At 48.4% G+C, this 2,592-nt stretch carries 4 protein-coding genes; all 4 read left to right on the top strand.

What is annotated here, in order from left to right:
• Positions 1-902 (top strand): tetratricopeptide repeat protein (locus tag PHU49_17070; protein ID MDD5245721.1); only part of this gene is annotated, 902 nt, incomplete at its 5' end.
• A gap of 47 nt (positions 903-949) precedes the next feature.
• Positions 950-1,348, top strand: coding sequence for a hypothetical protein (locus PHU49_17065; GenBank protein MDD5245720.1), 399 nt, complete (start codon positions 950-952; stop codon positions 1,346-1,348).
• A gap of 98 nt (positions 1,349-1,446) precedes the next feature.
• Positions 1,447-2,055 (top strand): ankyrin repeat domain-containing protein, encoded by a 609-nt coding sequence (locus tag PHU49_17060; GenBank protein ID MDD5245719.1) that lies wholly within the window; start codon positions 1,447-1,449, stop codon positions 2,053-2,055.
• 19 nt (positions 2,056-2,074) lie between these two features.
• Positions 2,075-2,592: ankyrin repeat domain-containing protein (locus tag PHU49_17055; GenBank protein MDD5245718.1), on the top strand; the 518-nt coding region annotated here is incomplete at its 3' end.

Raw genomic sequence — 2,592 nt, 5'->3', positions numbered from 1 at the left:
AGTTGGCGGCACTGCTCATTAATAAGGGGGCTGATGTAAATATCCGGAATAATAACGGGGATACACCGGCTATGATTGCGGAGAAAAGGGGGAAACCCGAGCGAGTTGCCATATTGCGCAAGACCGGTGGTGGTTCTGTGCGCCAGGACTTCGATGCCAAGCTTCAAAAGGTCGCAAAGGCAGGGGTTGTCTATCAAGACGACGTAGAGGTTATAGTGAAGCTCGCTCGTTCCCTTGCCCCTCCACCGGTTGTACCTCGGGAAGTTCAAGAAGAGATGATGAACGGCAAGGCCGCATTCAAGCTTGCGAGACAGCTAAAGGACTACAAGGAAGCAGAAGAGCATTTCAGAAAAGCCTCGATATTGGCCCCATGGCTTCCGGAGCCGTACTTCAATCTGTCCGTCACACAGGAGAAACAGCACCGGTGGGATGAGGCGAAGAGCAACCTCGAGAAATATCTCATTGCCGCCCCTGGCGCGAAAGATGCCCAGGCGGTGAGACAGAAGATGGCGGAACTGAACCTGCAGAAGAGACGCTGGGAGGACTTCGATCAGGAGGTAAACATAGGGGTCATTCTTTACAGGAAAGGACCAGGTGAGTACAACGAGGCTATTCTGCATTGGAAGAAGGCTGTTGAGCTGTTCCCGGAGCACCCTCGAATTGACCAGGTGTATTACAATATTGGCGAAGCGTACATGAACCAGTCCAACCTGGATGATGCACTCAAATACATGCAGAAATCTCTGGAAGTGAACCCGAATACCGATATCACTGCCAGATACAACAATATAGGCATAGTACTGGAAAGACGCGGAGATCGGCCCAAGGCATGCACGTATTATAAGAAGGGTTGCACCCTGGGATCAAAGGTGAGCTGCGGCAACCTGTCGAATTGTCCGTAGGCATACCGGTGTCTTTATGATCTATGCCAATAAATGAGGAGGATGATATGAGAAACGGGATCTCCTGGAAGATACCTTTGTTGACAGCAATGTTTTTACTTATTTCGATACCGATGTTTATGGATCTGCAGCCGGTCCGGGCGCAGAACGACATTGACGTGAGTGGTATCTGGCGGTTTAAAGGGGAAAACAAATTCCATATAGAATTCGCCAAAAAGGAGTCGCAGCTCATAGCGACCTTCGTTTACGACGACAAAGAACTGAAAGGACAGTACGGAGAGCGCCTTCCGTTCTTCACCGCAACCCTCAATGAAAAAAGATTTGACGGACGAATGGACTACTCTCAAAGCAAGGGCGCCATTGTAACGGGACGAATCAAGGACAATAAAACCATCGAATTCATCGACGGGTCAAGATCAGGAGAGAATGTGTTATATCGACAGTAGGGGGAGCGTGAGGATGCACTCATCGGCGGTTACGAAGCGGGGTGCGCCTCACAAAGAAACAAAAAATAGCTTAATGGTGTCATTTATAAGGAGCGACTATGAAAAAAATATTTTTCTGTCTCGTTTTGGTATTACAACTGTCGATGGCGCTTTTTTCAATCACCCTTGCAGGCGAATTAGAGAATACATTAATAATGTATGCCAGTATCGGCGATCTGACAGGCGTGCGTAATGTAGTCGAAAAAGGGGCAAATATCAACGCGAGGGATGCTCTCGGGATGACTGCCCTTATAAACACGGCCAGGATGGGTGATCGCAACAAAGAGGTAGCTCTCTTCCTGATCGAGAAGGGGGCGGATGTAAACGTTTACGACAAAAATGGCTGGACACCTCTGATGCATGCTGCCCGAGCAGGTTCCGTGAATATTGTACGTGCCCTGATAGAAAAAGGGGCTAACTTAAACGCACAGGACGAGTATGGGAATACGGCGTTGATGCATGCGATAAGCTCTCCCAAGGCCGATGTAGTAAGATTGCTGATAGAAAAAGGGGCCAATCTAAACGTCACTGACAAGCTTGGCCAAACGGCATTGAAAATCGCGCGGTTTTTAAAAAGCGTGGGAAAGGCTGATTTTGGTTTTGGACCAAAACAGCAGAGCGAGATTGAAGAGATCGTACGCATGCTTGAGAGGGCCGGGGCAAGGTGATCATTTGGGAGGATTGAATATGAAGCAAATTGTTCGTTTTTTTATTGGGATCTTATATGTATGTCTTGCCATGGCATGCGCCGTATCTGCCGGTGAGCTTGAGGATGCATTGATCAATAGCGCCCGCTTGGGCCGTCTGGACGAAGTAAAAACCCTGCTCGATAAAGGCGCAAACATTAACGCAAGGGATTCCAAGGGCCAGACTGCACTGATATGGGGTATCCAAAATATCGATATTTTACGTCTGCTGATAGAAAAGGGGGCAAACGTGAACGCATATGACAAAGATGGAAGGACAGCATTGATACAGGCTGTCTTTTCCTATTCCGGTTCCTTAAGCATTTTACGCCTGCTGATAGAAAAAGGGGCGGACATGAACGTGAGGGACGAGTATGGAAATACGGCGCTGATGTACGGGGTAAGTTCTCCCAAGGCCGATGTAGTAAGATTGCTGATAGAAAAGGGGGCGAACCTCAATGTGACTGACAAGCTCGGCCTTAATACGGCATTAAGCCTGGCGCAATTTTTTGCAAAAGG

The organism is Syntrophorhabdaceae bacterium, assembly GCA_028713955.1.
Lineage (GTDB): Bacteria > Desulfobacterota > Syntrophorhabdia > Syntrophorhabdales > Syntrophorhabdaceae > UBA5609.
The sequence above is the reverse complement of the archived record's forward strand: the minus strand, read 5'-3'. Positions and strand labels throughout refer to the sequence as shown.